Annotated in this window: 15 protein-coding genes and 3 pseudogenes; 15 read left to right on the top strand and 3 right to left on the bottom strand. The window is 62.9% G+C overall.

Annotated elements, in window-relative coordinates:
- The first annotated feature begins 2 nt into the window (after nucleotides 1-2).
- On the top strand, nucleotides 3-617 hold the full coding sequence (locus tag ACLEJU_RS06610; RefSeq protein WP_435423453.1) for a TetR/AcrR family transcriptional regulator: 615 nt from the start codon (nucleotides 3-5) through the stop codon (nucleotides 615-617).
- A 136-nt stretch (nucleotides 618-753) separates the two neighbouring features.
- On the opposite strand, the gene ACLEJU_RS06605 is transcribed toward ACLEJU_RS06610, so the two are convergent.
- Nucleotides 754-1545, bottom strand: a complete 792-nt coding sequence (locus ACLEJU_RS06605; RefSeq protein WP_435423454.1) for a phasin family protein — start codon at nucleotides 1543-1545, stop codon at nucleotides 754-756.
- Between the two features lie 10 nt (nucleotides 1546-1555).
- Nucleotides 1556-1975, bottom strand: coding sequence for a phasin family protein (locus ACLEJU_RS06600; RefSeq protein ID WP_435423455.1), 420 nt, complete (start codon nucleotides 1973-1975; stop codon nucleotides 1556-1558).
- A 164-nt stretch (nucleotides 1976-2139) separates the two neighbouring features.
- On the opposite strand from ACLEJU_RS06600, the gene ACLEJU_RS06595 reads away from it, so the two are divergent.
- The gene (locus ACLEJU_RS06595; protein ID WP_435423456.1) at nucleotides 2140-6903 is read left to right on the top strand and encodes a hypothetical protein; all 4764 of its coding nucleotides are present in this window, start codon (nucleotides 2140-2142) and stop codon (nucleotides 6901-6903) included.
- 19 nt (nucleotides 6904-6922) lie between these two features.
- On the opposite strand, the gene ACLEJU_RS06590 is transcribed toward ACLEJU_RS06595, so the two are convergent.
- Nucleotides 6923-7198, bottom strand: coding sequence for a polyhydroxyalkanoic acid system family protein (locus ACLEJU_RS06590; protein WP_003249289.1), 276 nt, complete (start codon nucleotides 7196-7198; stop codon nucleotides 6923-6925).
- Between the two features lie 124 nt (nucleotides 7199-7322).
- Between ACLEJU_RS06590 and ubiE the strand changes: the two genes are divergently transcribed.
- The 13 genes and pseudogenes from ubiE to ACLEJU_RS06525 form a co-directional block, all read left to right on the top strand.
- Nucleotides 7323-8093: a bifunctional demethylmenaquinone methyltransferase/2-methoxy-6-polyprenyl-1,4-benzoquinol methylase UbiE gene (ubiE, locus tag ACLEJU_RS06585; protein ID WP_435423457.1), complete on the top strand. Its 771-nt coding sequence runs from the start codon at nucleotides 7323-7325 to the stop codon at nucleotides 8091-8093.
- Entirely contained in the window at nucleotides 8093-8716 is a 624-nt protein-coding gene (locus tag ACLEJU_RS06580; protein WP_435423458.1) for a ubiquinone biosynthesis accessory factor UbiJ, read from the top strand. Before ubiE ends, ACLEJU_RS06580 begins: the two co-directional genes overlap by 1 nt.
- A complete protein-coding gene (gene ubiB, locus ACLEJU_RS06575; RefSeq protein ID WP_435423459.1) occupies nucleotides 8713-10335 on the top strand; it encodes a ubiquinone biosynthesis regulatory protein kinase UbiB in 1623 nt (540 codons plus the stop codon). Before ACLEJU_RS06580 ends, ubiB begins: the two co-directional genes overlap by 4 nt.
- A gap of 72 nt (nucleotides 10336-10407) precedes the next feature.
- Nucleotides 10408-10800 carry a phosphoribosyl-AMP cyclohydrolase gene (gene hisI, locus ACLEJU_RS06570; RefSeq protein ID WP_435423460.1) on the top strand — a complete coding sequence of 131 codons (393 nt, stop codon included), beginning with the start codon at nucleotides 10408-10410 and terminating at the stop codon, nucleotides 10798-10800.
- A 1-nt stretch (nucleotide 10801) separates the two neighbouring features.
- Nucleotides 10802-11137, top strand: a complete 336-nt coding sequence (locus tag ACLEJU_RS06565) for a phosphoribosyl-ATP diphosphatase (RefSeq protein WP_013974545.1) — start codon at nucleotides 10802-10804, stop codon at nucleotides 11135-11137.
- A 24-nt stretch (nucleotides 11138-11161) separates the two neighbouring features.
- The gene (locus ACLEJU_RS06560; RefSeq protein ID WP_435423461.1) at nucleotides 11162-11434 is read left to right on the top strand and encodes a twin-arginine translocase TatA/TatE family subunit; all 273 of its coding nucleotides are present in this window, start codon (nucleotides 11162-11164) and stop codon (nucleotides 11432-11434) included.
- A 3-nt stretch (nucleotides 11435-11437) separates the two neighbouring features.
- The gene (tatB, locus tag ACLEJU_RS06555) at nucleotides 11438-11815 is read left to right on the top strand and encodes a Sec-independent protein translocase protein TatB (RefSeq protein WP_435423462.1); all 378 of its coding nucleotides are present in this window, start codon (nucleotides 11438-11440) and stop codon (nucleotides 11813-11815) included.
- Nucleotides 11812-12603, top strand: coding sequence for a twin-arginine translocase subunit TatC (gene tatC / locus ACLEJU_RS06550; RefSeq protein ID WP_110633178.1), 792 nt, complete (start codon nucleotides 11812-11814; stop codon nucleotides 12601-12603). The genes tatB and tatC overlap by 4 nt, the downstream gene beginning before the upstream one ends.
- Nucleotides 12600-13307, top strand: coding sequence for a 16S rRNA (uracil(1498)-N(3))-methyltransferase (locus tag ACLEJU_RS06545; protein ID WP_435423463.1), 708 nt, complete (start codon nucleotides 12600-12602; stop codon nucleotides 13305-13307). The genes tatC and ACLEJU_RS06545 overlap by 4 nt, the downstream gene beginning before the upstream one ends.
- A 101-nt stretch (nucleotides 13308-13408) precedes the next feature.
- Nucleotides 13409-14470, top strand: a pseudogene (locus tag ACLEJU_RS06540) (methyl-accepting chemotaxis protein); the annotation flags it as partial.
- Nucleotides 14453-15325 carry a methyl-accepting chemotaxis protein gene (locus tag ACLEJU_RS06535; RefSeq protein WP_440776677.1) on the top strand — a complete coding sequence of 291 codons (873 nt, stop codon included), beginning with the start codon at nucleotides 14453-14455 and terminating at the stop codon, nucleotides 15323-15325. The pseudogene ACLEJU_RS06540 and the gene ACLEJU_RS06535, both read left to right, overlap by 18 nt.
- Nucleotides 15207-16499: pseudogene (locus tag ACLEJU_RS06530) on the top strand (methyl-accepting chemotaxis protein); the annotation flags it as partial. The gene ACLEJU_RS06535 and the pseudogene ACLEJU_RS06530, both read left to right, overlap by 119 nt.
- A 9-nt stretch (nucleotides 16500-16508) precedes the next feature.
- Nucleotides 16509-17268 (top strand): annotated as a pseudogene (locus ACLEJU_RS06525) (methyl-accepting chemotaxis protein); the annotation flags it as partial.
- Nucleotides 17269-17434: the final 166 nt, after the last annotated feature.

The raw sequence follows: 17434 nt of genomic DNA, 5'->3' as shown, positions 1-17434 counted from the left end.
GGATGAAGACCCGCGACCGTATCCTCGAATGCGCCCTGCAGCTGTTCAACTCGCAGGGCGAGCCGAATGTCTCGACCCTCGAGATCGCCAACGAACTGGGCATCAGCCCGGGCAACCTGTACTACCACTTCCACGGCAAGGAACCCTTGATCCACGGGTTGTTCGACCGCTTCGAGGAAGCGCTGATGCCGCTGCTCGACCCTCCGCTGGAGGTGCGCCTGGAGGCCGAGGACTATTGGCTGTTCCTGCACTTGATCGTCGAGCGCATGGCGCAGTACCGGTTTTTGTTCCAGGACCTGTCCAATCTGACCGGGCGCTTGCCGAAGCTGGCACGGGGCATGCGCAGCCTGATCAACGCGCTCAAGCGCACGCTGGCCGCGCTGTTGGCCAGCCTCAAGGGGCAGGGGCTGGTGCTGAGCGAGACGCAGGCGCTGGGACAACTGGTTGAGCAGATCACACTGACCCTGATGTTCTCGCTGGATTACCAGCGAGTGCTGGGGCGCGAGGGGGATGTGGGGATCGTGGTGTACCAGGTGATGATGCTGGTGGCGCCGCATCTGCAGGAACAGCCGCGGGCAGCGGCGGAGCAGCTGGCGGTGAGGTATCTGGAAGGGTAAGCCTGTCAGGTCGGCTATATGACCTTCGCGGGCATGCCCGCTCCCACAGGTGAAGTGCAGTGCTTGAGTGCATGCTGTACCTGTGGGAGCGGGCTTGTCGGGACGCCGAACCGCCGCGAAGGGCGCTACACCGCTATCAGAGCAGGGAGCCGGTGCTGGCCGGAGCCGAAGGCGGGTTGCTCGCCGGGGCCGCAGTAGGCGCCGGTGCTGCGGTAGCGGCCGGCGCGGCGCTGGCCGCTGGCGCTGCCGGCTTGGCGGCTGCTGGTTTGGCCGGGGCTTTCTTCACCGCCGGTTTCTTCGCGGCGACAGGCTTGGCTGCAACAGGCTTGGCAGCCGGTTTCGCCGCAGGTTTGGCTGCAGCAGTCTTGGCAGCCGGTTTCGCCGCCGCAGGTTTGGCTGCAGCAGTTTTGGCAGCCGGTTTCGCCGCCGCAGGTTTGGCTGCTGCGGTTTTCGCCGCTGGCTTGGCCAGTGGCTTGGCCGCAGCTGGCTTGGCTGCCTTGGCACGCGAGGAGATCGGGGTGACCGATGCGCCGGTCAGTTTCTCGATCTGCTTGGTCAGGCTGTCGACCTGCTGGTGCAGGGCCTTGATCTCGTTGCGGCTCGGTACGCCCAGGCGCGAAATGGCGCTGTTCAGGCGCTTGTCGAAGGCCTCTTCGAGTTCGCTCCACTTGCCCAGCGCACGGTCCTTCACGCCAGATACGCGCGAAGTGGTCGAGGACTTGGCCGTTTCAGCGACGTCTTCAGCGGTCTTCTTCGCTTGCTTCTCAGCCTTCTCGCCATCCTTCACCAGCGAGTCGAACAGCTTCGGGCCGTCCTGGTCGATCTTCGAATAGATACCCAGCCCAGCCAGCCAGATCTTGCGCGAGTACTTCTCGACTCCGCCGATCCAGGAGCTGCCTTCTTTGTCGGAATTCTTCTTGCCAGCCATCCTGCTCTCCTTATGGTTTGTGCGCGACGCGCTCGAGCAGCTCATGCAGCTGTTCAAGCTTGATGGACAACGCCTCAACGTCATGTTTAGACGGAATGCCAAGGCGATTCAAGGCGCGACCTACCCGTGCGTCGAAAGCTTTTTCGATCTTGTCGAGTTGAATTTCGACCTTGCCGCGTACGCGACTGACTTCTTCACCCGCTTCGTCGAGCTGGTGGTTGGCGGCATCGAGCTCTTTGTCGATGCGCTGCTTGCCGCGTTTCTCGACGCCTTCACCGGCTTTGACCAGCTCCTTGAAGTAGTCGGAGCCTTCCTGGCCAACACGGGCGTAGGCGCCGATACCGGCCAGCCAGATCTTGCGTGCGTAGCCACGAACCTCGCCAAGCGTGCCCAGGGCTTCGTCTTTTTTCTTCACAATCACTTTGGCCATGCTGTGTACCTCATGCTCATGAGTGGAGGTAAAACCGCCCATGGAGGTTGGGCTTGTGCACAAGGTAAGGAAGAAAATTAGAAACCTCACCCTAAGGTCTTCGTTGTCGCAACCATGTACCGCAGGCACCTTCGCCAACACGCTAGCGTCGCAGGCTTCACTAGATGGAGATCGATGCCATGCCTGCTGCAACCAATCCCCCTGTGTCGACTTTCAGGCAAAGAGTGGCAGCCTGTTTCGCCAGACGTCCAAGCTTGCGCGAGGTGCTGTCGCACGAAGGTTTTCAAATCCTGGCCGACCACTACCCGTGGATACGCCGCAACCATCCGCACATCACATCGCTGGACGACTTCGTCATCCTCCACAGCCCTGTCGGCACGAATGACCGCCCACGCCAGAGCGGGCTGCTGGACGAGCTGCTGAAACATTTTCTGACGAATGAACCTCTGCAGCCGGGCAGCACAGATCGGCTGAGCATCAGCCCCCCACAGGTATTCCGCATCCAGGAACAAGGCCCGGACAGTGCCAGCCAACCCGAAATCATTCCGAACCTGGCAAAACTCGGTGATGACTTCAATACATTGCTTGGCACTTTGATACCGGCCTTCCAACAAGCCCAGATCGGCTTCTGGAACGGATTCGACGAAGACAGCCAGGTTTCACGCATGCTTTGGGTGGAGCACACCATCAAGGCCGCCTTGCTCGATTCCCTCCCGCGCCAGGGCCTGGAGGAGGACGAAAAGGCTGCTGTGTACGCCATGCTTGATGGGGTTTCCGACGACTGGGTCATAGAGGCGGTGCAAGTCGCCCTGGGAGCGGGCAATGGCAAACGCACCTTCACGCTACCGGACCTGTTGCTCACCACCACTGACAACGGTCGCACTCGTGTTCTGCAGTGCAGACCCTGCGGTTCGGTGCGCAGCCACGCCGACCTGACCAGCTTCGCCGCCGAGCTGCAAACAACCCTGGCGCAGCGCTATCGCTTCGACACCTTGGCGTGGGCACGCACAGCGCTGATCGGGAACCCTTTCGCCTGCCAAGCCAGGCAACTGCTCAACGGCATCCTTGACGACATCGGGCACTTGCGGATCGGCGCAGTGGCAAGCACCGACGAACTGGAGCAGCAATTGCGCCAGGTGAGCGACCCATCGCTGCACTTCTCGAGTCAGCGGCCCCAAGATGAGGCCCTGCCGGCCGTGAGCGTGCCGCAATGGCTGGCCAATGCCAGTGCCGAGGATCGCCATGCCTATCATGCCGCGCTGCTCGACCTGGCTGTGAGCCAAGGCCACTCGAAAGGCTCCACATCCCTAGGAGATGTCGAGGATATTCACCGCTACGCCGCACGCCGTTTGCGCGACCAGCTGCAGGCCAGCCATCCGCACATGGCGCCACCCGACCCGGACAAGGTATTCATCCGCATCTCCCAGAGCATCATCGGCCCCGGAGCGCAAGGGCAGTCCCTGTTCTTGCGCACGACGACCCTGACCGACCTGGCGATCTCCCGTCTGCGTCTGGGGGCAGGCGAAGTGATGACCGGCATCAGCTCGCCCGTGGCTGATGGGTTGAACATCGAGCAGATCAGGGCGCTCATTCACCAGGTCGATATCGGCGGCCAGTACCCCGCCTACCTGAATGACAAGGTCAACGCCGAACCACGCAGGGCCGAACGGATCAGGCAGCACGCCAGGGAATGGCGTTACGCCCTTCGCTTCAGTGCCCTCCAGGCAAAGATCGAAAGACAGCTTGGCGAAACTGCAAGCCAGGCAATCCAGGACTTCTGTCAGGGACCGGGCAACGCCACAGGCCAGGTGCGCATCTCCCCGTTGGCCTTCCTTTGTGCACCCGGCGCGTCGGCAAGCGACGTGGCTCATGGCATGTTCATCATCGAAATTGCCACAAGCCGCAGCTGGGTCCTGTACCGCCCCTTCTACGCCGAACAGGCTCTACTGGAGTTCCCGACCCTCGGATTGCTGATGACTGCAATCCGTGAGAAGGGCGAACTGCAAGAAAGCGTATTGGCCTGGCTGGACGATGCCGCGCGCCCGGTCTACGAAAATGGCGGTTTCGCACGGCCTCACCTGCATCCTGCCCTGACCTCACTCCTCCACCTGGTCAGTGTTGAAGGCGAGCTGGTAGACGGCGTGCTTGAACGCCTCAAGCGTCCGGTCGAGGCTGCCTTCCAGCCTTGGACGGATGATCTGGAGAGCCAGTTGTTCAACGCCAGGGTCGAGACCACGCTGTTGGCCGCCAGCAGCAATAGCGTGTCCAACGCCGAAGAAAAACGCGCATTGGTAAAAGAGGCCGCCTGGGCGCTCTTCAATACCGTCAGCCAGCTCTGGCACGGCCCATTGACCAGCCTGGTATGGCTGGTACTGGCACTATCGGCGGTTAAAGACGACGTGCTGGCGCTGATCAACGGCAGTGGTGACGACAGAATCGTCGCGGCAACTGACCTGCTCACCAACCTGGCCTTGCTCCTCGCACATCGCAGCACAACGCCGCCTGCCATCGGCGAGCCGTCCACGTCACTGCGCTTTGCCGGTCCTGCGCCAAAGGGCGAATTTTCAGCACGAACGCTCGAGCGGCCGCAAGAGAAGGCCTGGGAAATTCCGATTGAAGGGACCCCGGCGGCTCCGGTGCGTGTGCACGGCTGGCATGACGGGCAGCGCCTCGGCAACCTGTCGGCGCAACAACGGCGAACACTGAGCCAACTGCAGGCCAAGCAATCATTGGAAGGGCACACGCCTTTGGCTGAGGGCCGCTTGCGTGGGTTGTTCAAGATCACCGACCGGCTCTACGTTACGCTGGGCGATGGTGTCTACGAGGTCATCGAGACCTGGAGCGGCGTGCAAATCATCGGCCCTGACCACAGCAGCAGTGACTGGGTCTCGCAATGGGGTGGCGCCACGGACGGTTACCATATCGTTGGGCGGGAGCGCAGCAAAGGCCCATGGCTGACACGGTGGAATGGTCACTGGAGCTTGAACCTGAACCTCGCCGGCGGCATGCCCAGGAACAGGCAGTCAATCAACGCTGAAAATCGACAACGATTCGACGCTTTGAGCGCAAGTGCCCTGGACAATCAGCAAGCGTTGAGCAAACTGAAGCCCCTCATATCGCTCAACACCTCGCAGTTGAAGGCCTATGACGACCTTGCCCTGGAATACAGCGTGGCTTTCGACGCCCTGCCCGCGCATCAGCGTGCCTCGCCGCCACAAGGTCTGCAGCTACAAAAACTGGCACTTAAAGCGCAGCGCGAGCTGCACTTGCCCCAGCTCAAGGTATCCGCGCTCTACCTGGAGCGGCAGAGCAAACTGCTGCACGACAACATCGAAGTGCTCAAGGAGATGATGGAACCACGGTTCAGCAGATTCGATACCACAGGCCAGCCTCGACGCCGCTATGGCAGTTGGTATGACACCGCCATAGACAACGACATGCTGCTGTGCCGCCGTTTGCTGGAGCAGGTCGACCACCAGGCGCTGAGCGCACAAAGCACCGGGCTGCGCCGCGTTCCCGAGACAGCCGAGGAAACACGGCAATACCTCGATTATCGCGACCGGGTAAACGATTCCTGCAAGGCCAGCCGCCGCCTGCTTGTCGTCAGCCAGCGGCTGGACCGGATAATTCCTGAGGCACTCGAGGACTCCCGGGTCGACTTCCCCGACAAAGCCAACAAGCTCGCCGAGTCCATCCGACGCAAGACATATTCGACACTGGTCGTTCGGGCCCAGCTGCTCAGTGACCTGGCCTACCTGGCCGTGGACAAGACGCGGCTCACTAAACAAACGGCCGAGCACCTGCTGACAATGCGCGCGCAACTCAGCGACAGCGAGTTGAGCCGCACGATATGGAGTCATGACGGGCTGGCAGCCACCGAAGCAACAGCACAGGTCAAAGCCGAACTGCTTGAGGACATTCTCCAGAAGTACCGCACGGTGCTGGACCGCGCCCAGTACATGCTGACGCTTGACGCTCCCGCGCTGGTCGCTGACGTGCTGGACGAGTACATACGCGAGCTGTCGACCATGACGCAGATCACGGAAAAGCAACTGAGCACCGCCTTGGCAAACCTCGACAGCGGCATCAATCCACCCGCGCCAGCGCCCTATCATCGCCTCGCATCGACCAGGCGCCGGGTGATCCGCGTTGACCGAGGCCGACCACTGCTGGTGGAAGTCGAACAAGCGGGTAATCGCGCGTTCCAGCGCAATGCATTCAACCAGCAGCCTGCAGGCAACTTCGCGCAACGCAACGGTGTGTGGCATGAAGTACCTGAACAAGTGCAACCCGCCCGGCACGACCGGGCACAGGTGCGTCAACGTGCAAACCGTCTGCTGGCAGAGGTGGACGGAAAAATCGCCTTCGCCGCTCACTACGCGGATGAACCCAACAGCCTGAGTGACTTCCTGGAATGGCCGGCAGGTGACATGCGCGAAGTGCAACAGCAACTGACCGAGCTGAACAACCCGCTGGACAGTGGCCTGATCGACCTGCTGCAGGCGGCGGTAGACCGAGTCGATCAGGAAAGGCTTCGGTTACTCACCGACGCGTACCTCAATACCCGACATCCCGACGGCAAGGCCTTGCGCTACCTTGCCGGGCAGAATCGGATCAGGATCCGGCAAACCGTGATTCGGCGGCAGCTACGCCACGCCAATGACTACCTCGACGTCTACGAGATTCGCGATGTGCAAGCGCCACAGCGCTTGGTGTGGGAAGCGCATTTCCATTACCCCAGCCTTGAAGCGGGTGGGCATGATTTCGTCAAGGGCCACCTCAAATTCTGGGATGCAGGCGTCAGGGGCCGTGAGGCGATGCTCGAGCAAGCCGCCAACGCACGGGAGCGTATCGCCATCTACCGAGGCGACCTGCGCCTGGAACAGGTGATCGGCATCATTCCATTCCCGGCAGAGCCACCGCAGTAGCCAGAGAAACGGGCCCGGCTCAGGCCAGGGCCTTGTCCAGCGCCCGCTCGATCTCGCCCTTGATGGTGCCGCTCATCATTGACAGCATCATGCCCAGCTTCAGTTCCACACGGATGCTGTCATCACCGATATGCACGCTGCCGTTGGCGCCGCTGCGGGCCACATCGACACGGTCACCGTTCCAGGTGGCCTTGAGGTCGTACTCGCGGCTGAGCTTGTCGACCAGCGCTTCGGCCTTGGCGCGGGCGGCATCGCGGCCGAGGGAGTGTTTGCGTTCGACGCTGATCTGGGTCATGCGGGTGTTCCTGGATATGTAGACATAATCTGCATTATGCCCGCCCCTGCCCCAAGGCACACCCCGCCAAGACAAATCCGCCCATTCGCCCTAGAATGGCGGTAATTTTTTCCGGTGAAGCGATATGAACGACCAGCGCAAAGGCGAACACGCCGAACCCACCACCCATTTCGGCTACCAGGACGTCCCTGAAAGCCAGAAGGCGAAGAAAGTCGCCGAAGTGTTCCACTCGGTGGCCGCCAAGTACGACCTGATGAACGACGTGCTCTCCGGCGGCATGCACCGCCTGTGGAAGCGGTTCACCATCGAACTGTCGGGCGTGCGCGCCGGCAGCCGCGTGCTGGACATCGCCGGCGGTACCGGCGACCTGGCTGCCAAGTTCTCGCGTCTTGTAGGACCGACCGGGCAGGTGGTACTGGCCGACATCAACGATTCGATGCTCAAGGTCGGCCGTGACCGCCTGCTCGACCGTGGCGTCGCCGGCAACATCGAGTTCGTCCAGGCCGACGCCGAGAAGTTGCCGTTCCCGGACAACCACTTCGACTGCGTGACCATCGCCTTCGGCCTGCGCAACGTCACCCACAAGGACGAAGCCATCCGCTCGATGCTGCGTGTGCTCAAGCCGGGCGGCCGCCTGTTGATCCTGGAGTTCTCCAAGCCGACCAACAAGCTGATGTCCAAGGCCTACGACGCCTATTCTTTCGCCTTCATGCCGCTGGCCGGCAAGCTGATCACCAATGACTCCGAGAGCTACCGTTACCTCGCCGAGTCGATCCGCATGCACCCCGACCAGGAAACCCTCAAGAGCATGATGGTCGAGGCCGGTTTCGACCGCGTCACCTACCACAACATGACCAGCGGCATCGTTGCCGTTCACCGGGGAATCAAGCCCTGATGCTGCTGGCCGGGCTGCTCGCCAGTGTCGAACATGGCCTGAACCGCGTCCTGCGCATGGACAGCACGGCCTTGCCGCGGCTGGCCGCGCTGGAAGGCAAGGTCATCGAGATCGACTGCCGCCAACCGGCCCTGCAGGTGTTCCTCCTGCCCGATGAAGAAGGCCTGATGCTCGCCGGCCACTGGGAAGGCGAGGTCGACTGCAGCCTGCGCGCCCCGGCTGGCAGCCTGGTGCAACTGGCCGTGGCCCGGGACAAGACCGCCGTGCTGCACAGCCCGCAAGTCGAACTGCATGGCGACAGTGCCGTGCTGCTCGACCTGTTCGGCGTGCTGCAGGACCTGGAACTGGACTGGGAACACGAGCTGCAGCGCTGGCTTGGCCCGGTCGCCACGGCCATGCTTGCCGGCCACATTCGTCTGCGCGCACGCTGGACCCGCCAGGGCCTGGCACGCTTCAGCCAGAACCTCTCCGAATACCTGGCCGAAGAGTCCCGCACCCTGGTCGGCAAGCGCGAGGCCGAAGCCGCCTTCAGCGAACTCGATGCCCTGAAACTCGACACAGAACGCCTCGAGGCCCGCCTCACGCGCCTCTCCCGATCCCTTGATACCAGCGATAACGCATGAAGCTGCTCGCCGTCCGCCGTCTTTTTCGCATCCAGCGTGTGGTGATCCGCTACCGTCTCGATGACCTGTTGTTCGAACAACCCCTGCTGCCGTGGTGGCTGGCCAGCCTGCGCCTGCTGATGCCCTGGCGCTGGCTGCCGCGCAAGCCCTCCGAGCTCAGCCGCGGGGCGCGCCTGCGCCTGGCGCTGCAGGACCTGGGGCCGATCTTCATCAAGTTCGGCCAGTTGCTGTCCACCCGCCGCGACCTGCTGCCCACCGACATCGCCGACGAGCTGATGTTGCTGCAGGACCGCGTGCCGCCGTTCGACCCGCAAAAAGCCGTGGCGCTGATCGAAGATCAGCTCGGCGCCAAGGTCGGCGAAGTGTTCAGCCGCTTCGACGTCGAGCCACTGGCCTCGGCCTCGGTCGCCCAGGTGCACGCCGCCCGCCTCAAGAGTGGCGAAGAGGTGGTGGTCAAGGTGGTTCGCCCTGGCCTGAAGCCGGTCATCGCCCAGGACCTGGCCTGGCTGTTCCTGATCGCCAAGGCCGCCGAGCGCGCCTCGGCCGACGCCCGCCGCCTGCACCCGGTGGAAATCGTCGGCGACTACGAGAAGACCATCTACGACGAGCTCGACCTGCTGCGCGAGGCAGCCAACGCCAGCCAGCTGCGGCGCAATTTTGAAGGTTCCGAGCTGATGTACGTGCCCCAGGTTTACTGGGACCTGTGCCGGCCGAAAGTGCTGGTGATGGAGCGCATCTACGGCGTGCCGGTCACCGACATGGCCACCCTGGCCGACCAGCGCACCGACATGAAGATGCTGGCCGAGCGTGGCGTCGAGGTGTTCTTCACCCAGGTGTTCCGTGACAGCTTCTTCCACGCCGACATGCACCCGGGCAACATTTTCGTCAGCACGGTCAAACCGTGGAGCCCGCAGTACATCGCCATCGACTGCGGCATCGTCGGCAGCCTCACCGCCGAGGACCAGGACTACCTGGCGCGCAACCTGATCGCCTTCTTCAAGCGCGACTACCGCCGCGTTGCCCAGCTGCACATCGACTCGGGCTGGGTACCGGCGCATACCAAGGTCAATGAATTCGAAGCGGCGATCCGCACCGTGTGCGAGCCGATCTTCGAAAAACCGTTAAAAGATATTTCCTTCGGCCAGGTGCTAATGCGCCTGTTCCAGACCGCACGGCGCTTCAACATGGAAGTCCAGCCGCAATTGGTGCTGCTGCAGAAGACCCTGCTCAACATCGAAGGCTTGGGCCGCCAGCTCTACCCCGACCTGGACCTGTGGAGCACCGCCAAGCCGTTCCTGGAACGCTGGATGCGCGACCGCATGAGCCCCAAGGCGGTCATCGGCAACCTGTATAGCCAGGCTGAACAATTACCCCACCTGGCCGGCATGACCCGAGACCTGCTCGAGCGCCTGTCGCAGCCGCACCTGGAAGACCCACAAATGCCAGAGCGTCGCCGCCAGGGCGACCGCTGGGCGCTGCGCCTGCTCGGTGCCGGCTTGTTCGGCGGCGGTGCGGTACTTGCCACCGGTGCCGCCGAGGCCGCCAGTCTGGCCGCGCCTGGCGCTTGGCCGGCGTGGCTGATGCTGGCCGCCGGCCTTTACCTGATCGTGCGCCAATAGCCAGCCGCGCTGCTGGCTGGCACACTAGCGCAAAGGGCCCGGCACAGGAGCGGGCCCGCTTTGGAGTCGACGATGAAAGACTGGCTGGACGAGATCAAGTGGAACAGCGATGGCCTGGTACCGGCGATCGCTCAGGACCACAAGACCGGACGCGTGCTGATGATGGCCTGGATGAACCGCGAATCGCTGGCGCTGACCGCCGCCGAGCAACGCGCCATCTACTGGTCGCGTTCCCGCGGCAAGCTGTGGCGCAAGGGCGAAGAGTCCGGCCATGTGCAGAAGCTGCATGAAATGCGCCTGGACTGCGATGCCGACGTGATCATCCTGATGGTCGAGCAACTGGGCCATATCGCCTGCCACACCGGCCGCGAAAGCTGCTTCTATCGCGTCTTCGAGAACGGCCAGTGGAAAACCGTCGACCCGGTCCTGAAAGACCCGGATGCCATCTACAGCGCAGGACACTGACATGAGCGACACCCTCAACCGCCTGGCCGAAGTGCTCGAAGAGCGCAAACAAGCGGCTCCCGACAGCTCCTACGTGGCCAGCCTGTACCACAAGGGCCTGAACAAGATCCTCGAAAAGCTCGGCGAAGAGTCCGTCGAGACCATCATCGCGGCCAAAGACGCCGCCGTGAGCAAGGATTACAGTGATGTCATCTATGAAACCGCAGACTTGTGGTTCCATAGCTTGGTCATGCTCAGCGCGCTGGGCCAGCATCCACAAGCCGTGCTTGATGAACTGGAGCGCCGTTTCGGGCTTTCCGGGCACGATGAAAAGGCCGCGCGTCAGCCATCGGCCTGAGCAAACCGAATTTAGGAGAGCACCATGGGTATTTTTGACTGGAAACACTGGATTGTCCTGCTGGTCGTCGTGGTCCTGGTGTTCGGCACCAAGAAGCTGAAAAACTTCGGCAGCGACCTGGGCGAGTCGATCAAGGGCTTCCGCAAGGCCATGAACGAAGAAGAGAACAAGCCGGCCGAGCAGACCCCGCCGCCCGTCCAGCCTGTGCCGCCAGTGCAGAACACTGCCCAGCCGCAGCAAGGCCATACCATCGAGGGCCAGGCCCAGCCGGTCCAAGAGCCGCAGCGGAAAGACTGACCCATGTTCGGCATCAGCTTCAGCGAGCTGCTGCTCGTCGGCCTTGTCGCCCTGCTGGTGCTCGGCCCCGAGCGCCTGCCTGGCGCCGCGCGTACCGCGGGGCTGTGGATCGGGCGGCTGAAACGCAGCTTCAATGCGATCAAGATGGAGGTCGAGCGCGAAATCGGCGCCGACGACATCCGCCGCCAACTGCATAACGAGCACATCCTGCAGATGGAAGAGGAAGCCAAGCGCATCCTCAACCCTCTGACGCCACCCGCGCAGCCGCCGGTGACCACGGCCAACGTGCAGCCACCTGCCGGGCTCGAAGCCAGGCCGGCCGAGCCACCTGCCGCCCCGGCCGCACCTTCTGAACCGCCTCAACCGCCGCGAGCCTCATGAGCGAAAATCCGGACCACGACCAGCCAATGCCGCTGGTTTCGCACCTGACCGAACTGCGCACCCGCCTGCTGCGCTGCGTGGCGGTCATCTTCCTGATCTTTGCCGGGCTGTTTTCCTTCGCCCAGCAGATCTACACCCTGGTCTCGGCGCCGCTGCGCGAACACTTGCCGGCCAACGCAACGATGATCGCCACCGACGTGGCCTCGCCGTTCCTGACGCCATTCAAGCTGACCATGATCGTTTCGCTGTTTCTGGCGATTCCGTTCATCCTTCAGCAGATCTGGGGCTTCATCGCGCCAGGCCTGTACCGCCATGAAAAGCGCATCGCCATTCCGCTGCTGGTGTCGAGCATCCTGCTGTTCTACGCCGGCATGGCCTTCGCCTACTTCCTGGTGTTCCCGCTGATGTTCAGCTTCTTCGCCAAAGCCACTCCGGAAGGCGTGGCGATGATGACCGACATCGCTGCCTACCTCGATTTCGTCATGACGCTGTTCTTCGCCTTCGGCGTTGCCTTCGAGATCCCGGTGGCCGTGGTGTTGCTGGTGTGGATCGGCGTGGTCGACGTGAAGTACCTGAAGAAGGTTCGCCCGTACGTGATCATCGGCTGCTTCGTGGTCGGCATGATCCTCACCCCGCCGGACATCTTCTCGCAAACGCTGCTCGCCGTGCCCATGTGGCTGCTGTTCGAAATCGGCGTGCTGTGTGGCAGCCTGATCCGCAAGCGCAGCCATGCTGACGATGAAGCCACCAACGACCATAACGACCAGCCACCAGCGACCCAGCCGTGAACCTGTTACTCCTTGAAGAGGCCGACTTCGTTTCGGCAGACCGCGTCGTTCTCGCTGATCGCCGCTTCACCCATATGCAGGACATCCACCGCGTCGTCGTGGGCGACACCCTGCGCGTGGGCCGTATCAACGGCCTGATGGGCCAGGCCACGGTGCTGCGCCTCGAACAGCACGAAGCCGAGCTGGAGGTGGCCGTCGACCAGCAGCCACCGGCCAAGCTGCCGCTGACCCTGGTGCTGGCCGTGCCGCGCCCGAAGATGCTGCGCCGGCTGTTCCAGACCGTGGCGACCCTCGGTGTACCGCGGCTGATCCTGGTCAACAGCTACAAGGTCGAAAAAAGCTTCTGGCAAACGCCTTTTCTCCAGCCTGAAAGCATCCGCGAGAACCTGATTCTCGGCCTGGAGCAAGCCCGTGACACGGTGCTGCCCGAGGTGATCATCGAAAAACGCTTCAAACCGTTCGTCGAGGACCGCCTGCCTGCCATCGCCGAGGGCACTCTTGGCCTGGTCGGCCACCCCGGCCCCTACCCGGCCTGCCCACGTGCGGTTGAAGGCCCGGTAACCCTGGCCATCGGTCCCGAAGGTGGCTGGATCCCTTATGAAGTCGACCTGTTCGGCAAAGCTGGCCTGGCACCTGTTCAGCTAGGTGATCGCATCTTGCGCGTGGAAACCGCTGTAACTGCCCTGCTCTCAAGGATTTTCTGACAGACGGGTCAGCTTTTCGCTATCAAGTTTCCCCGGCGCAAGCCGATGGTGTTGGCAACACAAAAAAAATTCTTTGCTGCCACGTTGCCGGGGAGTCAAACATGTACCAATGGTTTTCCCAATCGCTCGGGAATGTAAGCGTCAATCGCAAGTTGGGGCTGGGCTTCGGCCTGGTGCTGTTGCTGACTCTGGCCATCACCTTTACCGGTTGGCAGGGCCTGAACAGCGTCACCGAGCGCGGAGACAAGCTGGGCAACATCTCGGTGATCCACCAGTACACCCAGGAGCTGCGCATCGCCCGCCAGCACTACCAGCGCGACCGCAACGATGCGGCCATCGGCGAGCTGGAAAAAGCCCTGGGCAATCTCGAGCGCCAGATCGGCCTCATGCTCGGGCAGATCGAGCAGCCCACCGACCGCCAGCGCCTGCAACAGCAGCAGGCCGCAGTCAGCCAGTATCAGCAGGCCTTCAACGACATCAAACAGGCCGGTCAGCGCCGTGAGGCTGCGCGCGATGTGCTGGGTAGCAGCGCCGACAAGGCCGTCGAGCTGATCAACCGGGTGCAGCAGCGCCTGCTGCAAGGCGGCGACATCAGCCAGTACCAGCATGCCGTGGAAGTAAGCGCACTGGTGCAGCAAGCACGCTACCAGGTGCGTGGCTATACCTACAGCGGCATCGCCGACTACCAGCAAACTGCGCTGAATGCCGTCGACCAAGCACTGGCCGAACTCAAGGCCCTGCCAGCCAAGTTGCCAGCTGAGTATGCCGCCGGCCTCGACGATTCGGCGACCGCGCTTGCAGGCTACCGCGATGCGGTGGCCCAGTTCGCCAATGCCCAAAGCGCCAGCGAGCGGGCCTTGCAGCGCATGGCTGACCAAGGCACGGTGCTGTTGCAGACCAGTGAGGCGATGACCCTTTCGCAAACCGCAGTGCGCGATGCCGGCACTGCTCAGGCCAAAGTCATGCTCGGCAGCGCCACGGCCCTGGCCTTGGTACTGGGCCTGCTCGCGGCCTGGGCCATCACCCGGCAGATCATCATCCCGCTGCGCCAGACCCTCGCCGCCGCCGAACGCGTGGCCAGTGGTGACCTGCGCCAGGACCTGCACTCGACCCGCCGCGACGAACTTGGCCAGCTCCAAGCCAGCATGCAACGCATGACCCAAGGCCTGCGCGAGCTGATCGGCGGCATCGGCGATGGCGTGACGCAGATCGCCAGCGCTGCCGAAGAACTGTCGGCAGTCACCGAGCAGACCAGCTCCGGGGTCAACAACCAAAAGGTCGAGACCGACCAGGTGGCGACCGCAATGAACGAAATGGCCGCCACCGTGCACGAGGTGGCGCGCAATGCCGAACAGGCCTCGGAAGCGGCGGCCATGGCCGACCAGCAGGCGCGCGAGGGTGATCGGGTGGTCAGCGAAGCGGTCGCGCAGATCGAGCGCCTGGCCAGTGAAGTGGTCAACTCCAGCGAAGCGATGAACCAGCTCAAGGCCGAAAGCGACAAGATCGGCAGCGTGCTCGACGTGATCAAGTCGGTGGCCCAACAGACCAACCTGCTGGCACTCAATGCCGCCATCGAAGCGGCGCGTGCGGGTGAGGCCGGGCGCGGCTTTGCCGTGGTCGCTGACGAGGTGCGCAGCCTGGCCCAGCGCACCCAGCAATCAACCGAGGAAATCGAAGAACTGATTGCCGGCCTGCAAAGCGGCACCCAGCGCGTGGCCAGTGTGATGGACGCCAGCCGTCAGCTGACCGACAGCAGCGTCGAACTGACCCGCCGCGCCGGCAGTTCGCTGGAGACCATCACTCACACGGTGTCGTCGATCCAGGCCATGAACCAGCAGATCGCCACCGCCGCCGAGCAGCAGAGTGCCACCGCCGAGGAGATTAACCGCAGCGTGATGAATGTGCGTGATATCTCCGACCAGACGTCGGCGGCAAGTGAGGAGACCGCCAGTTCCAGCGTTGAACTGGCCCGCCTGGGCACTCACCTGCAGGGGTTGGTTGGACGGTTCAGGCTCTGATGCTTCACGACTTGCGCTGAATTTTCCTACAGAACTTTCAGGTCAAGTCCTACAAACCCTCCGCCGATGGGCAGGGATGGGATGCCAGCACTACGCCGGCACCCCATCCCTATCAACTGGACGGAGACCTGCCATGTTCGGCTACCTCAATCAAAGGCTCGGCAACATCAGTGTCGGCGCCAAGCTCGCCCTGGGCTTCGCCATAGTCCTCGCGCTCACCCTGGCCACCACAGTCAGCGGCTGGCGCGCCCTGGACGGCGCCATCACCCGCTCGGAACAACTCAGCGAAATCGGCCGGATCAATGATCTGGTCAAGGACCTGCGCGCCGAGCGCATCACCTATCGCGTGCTGGCCGATGAAGCCAGCAGGGCGCAGATCGTAAAGATCCTCGGGCAACTGGAAAGCATGCTGACGACACTTCAGCAACGCAGCAGCGTCGATGAGTCGCGGCAGATGCTGACGCAGAAGCTGCAACTGCTGCAGCGAATGCGTGATGCTTTCACCGCCCTGCAGAACACGGTAAGCAGTCGCACGCAGCTGCGCACGGCCATGCAGGCGCAGGAAGCCAAACTGAATACCGTCGTCGATGATCTGCAGACACAGGCCCTGCTGAAGATGCCAGGCGACAACCAGCAAGGCGCCGTTCTGGGTTTGATGGACACCCTCAGCCGGCATGTTGACGGCGCCAACCAGCAGAGCCTGGTGCCGGCTTATACGTTCTCTCCGCTGGAAGACTTCGCCAAGGTTGGCGATGCCGCGCTGGAAGCCGCCGACGTTAGCCTTGAGCAGTTGCTCAGAGCCCTCGTGCCGCTGGGCCTGCCTCGTGCCCTCACCGAGCAGCCCGGCATCGAACTGGCCAAGTACCGGACCAGCCTCGATCAATACCGCCGCACCGCGCTGCAGGTCGAGCAGCTGCAGAGCGAAATGGAGCAGATGGGCATCGAGCTCAGGGCTGTCAGCGTCGAGCTGGGTGAACGGAAGGTGGAGCAACGCGACAACGAAGCCGTGGCCGCACGTTCCTTGCTCACCAGCGTGGCCCTGCTGGCCCTGATCGTCGGTGTCGTCGCCGGCTGGCTGATTACCCAGCAGATCACTCAACCCCTGCGCCAGACACTGGCACTGGCCGCGCGCATCGCCAAAGGCGACCTGAGCCAGCTCGAACCCGTGCAGCGCCGCGACGAGATGGGGCAGTTGCAGACCAGCATGCGCGAGATGACCGTCAGCCTGCGCGAGCTGATCGGTGGTATCGATCAGGGCGTCGGCCAGCTGTCCCAGGCTGCTTCGCAGCTGGCCGCCAGCAGCGAGGACACCAAGCTGCGTATCAACCAGCAGCGCGAAGAAACCGACCAGGTTGCTACCGCCATGAACCAGATGAGCGCCACGGTGCAGGAAGTGGCGCAAAACGCCGAGCAAGCGTCACAGGCAGCCACCAATGCTGACCAGCAGGCGCAACTGGGTGATCAGGTAGTAGGTGAAGCCATTGGTCGTATCGAGCAGTTGGCGGGGCAGATGGACGATTGCCTGGCCGCCATGCAGCATCTGGCCGGCGAAAGCCAGCGGATTGGCAGCATTCTCGATGTGATCAAGTCGGTATCGGAGCAGACCAACCTGTTGGCCCTGAACGCGGCGATCGAAGCCGCCCGGGCAGGTGAAGCGGGCCGTGGCTTTGCCGTGGTTGCCGATGAGGTGCGTGGGCTGGCACAGCGCACCCAGCAGTCCACCGAAGAAATCGAGCAATTGATCGACAGCCTGCACAGCGGTACGGACGAGGTCACCCACCTGCTCGACGACAGCAAGCGCCTGACCGAGCAGAGCGTGGAGCTGAGCCGCAGGGCCGGACAGGCCTTGGGGCAGATCACTGACACGGTGTCGAGCATTCAAGGGATGAACCAGCAGATCGCCACGGCCAGCGAAGAGCAAAGCGTGGTGGCCGAGCAGATAAACCGGAGCGTGATCAGTGTGAGGGATGTGTCGGACCAGACCGGTGCGGCCAGTGAACAGACGGCGGCTTCGAGTGGGGAACTGGAGCAGCTCGGGCGGCAGTTGCGGGGGATGGTGGGGCGGTTCAGCCTTTGATATCGAGCCACCTGATTCGTGGGACAAGCCCG

Origin of the sequence: Pseudomonas sp. SMN11 (assembly GCF_052041945.1) — a bacterium.
GTDB lineage: Bacteria > Pseudomonadota > Gammaproteobacteria > Pseudomonadales > Pseudomonadaceae > Aquipseudomonas.
The sequence above is the reverse complement of the archived record's forward strand: the minus strand, read 5'-3'. Positions and strand labels throughout refer to the sequence as shown.

Coding starts and splice junctions, on each gene's coding strand:
- ACLEJU_RS06610 (WP_435423453.1), top strand. CDS start 3: ATGAAGACCCGCGACCGTATCCTCGAATGCGCCCTGCAGCTGTTCAAC.
- ACLEJU_RS06605 (WP_435423454.1), bottom strand. CDS start 1,545: ATGGCTGGCAAGAAGAATTCCGACAAAGAAGGCAGCTCCTGGATCGGC.
- ACLEJU_RS06600 (WP_435423455.1), bottom strand. CDS start 1,975: ATGGCCAAAGTGATTGTGAAGAAAAAAGACGAAGCCCTGGGCACGCTT.
- ACLEJU_RS06595 (WP_435423456.1), top strand. CDS start 2,140: ATGGAGATCGATGCCATGCCTGCTGCAACCAATCCCCCTGTGTCGACT.
- ACLEJU_RS06590 (WP_003249289.1), bottom strand. CDS start 7,198: ATGACCCAGATCAGCGTCGAACGCAAACACTCCCTCGGCCGCGATGCC.
- ubiE (WP_435423457.1), top strand. CDS start 7,323: ATGAACGACCAGCGCAAAGGCGAACACGCCGAACCCACCACCCATTTC.
- ACLEJU_RS06580 (WP_435423458.1), top strand. CDS start 8,093: ATGCTGCTGGCCGGGCTGCTCGCCAGTGTCGAACATGGCCTGAACCGC.
- ubiB (WP_435423459.1), top strand. CDS start 8,713: ATGAAGCTGCTCGCCGTCCGCCGTCTTTTTCGCATCCAGCGTGTGGTG.
- hisI (WP_435423460.1), top strand. CDS start 10,408: ATGAAAGACTGGCTGGACGAGATCAAGTGGAACAGCGATGGCCTGGTA.
- ACLEJU_RS06565 (WP_013974545.1), top strand. CDS start 10,802: ATGAGCGACACCCTCAACCGCCTGGCCGAAGTGCTCGAAGAGCGCAAA.
- ACLEJU_RS06560 (WP_435423461.1), top strand. CDS start 11,162: ATGGGTATTTTTGACTGGAAACACTGGATTGTCCTGCTGGTCGTCGTG.
- tatB (WP_435423462.1), top strand. CDS start 11,438: ATGTTCGGCATCAGCTTCAGCGAGCTGCTGCTCGTCGGCCTTGTCGCC.
- tatC (WP_110633178.1), top strand. CDS start 11,812: ATGAGCGAAAATCCGGACCACGACCAGCCAATGCCGCTGGTTTCGCAC.
- ACLEJU_RS06535 (WP_440776677.1), top strand. CDS start 14,453: ATGCAACGCATGACCCAAGGCCTGCGCGAGCTGATCGGCGGCATCGGC.